The following is a 234-nucleotide window of genomic DNA, read 5'->3' on the forward strand; positions in this document are numbered from 1 at the left end:
AGAAGGAACATCGCCGCAGGTCTGGGTGCCGCCGCCCGGGCGCTGGGAGTGACGCTCACGGCGGTCGCGCCGTCGCAGGCGGCGTCCACCTCCGAGAACCTGCCGGGCGGGCCCGCGCCGGGCAGCCCGGCCAGCGAGTGGGAGGCATGGGCCGCGCAGGAGCGCGCCGCCGCCGAGGCCACCGACGGGAAGGCCGACTCCGCCGCCCGCGGCTGCACGCTGGAGGACGTGACG

1 protein-coding gene is annotated in these 234 nt (G+C 78.6%); it reads left to right on the plus strand.

Annotated elements, in window-relative coordinates:
* Positions 1-234: hypothetical protein (locus ACQP60_RS20955; protein ID WP_429736586.1), on the plus strand; the 234-nt coding region annotated here is incomplete at both ends.

Origin of the sequence: Isoptericola variabilis (genome assembly GCF_050311655.1) — a bacterium.
Classification (GTDB): domain Bacteria; phylum Actinomycetota; class Actinomycetes; order Actinomycetales; family Cellulomonadaceae; genus Isoptericola; species Isoptericola variabilis.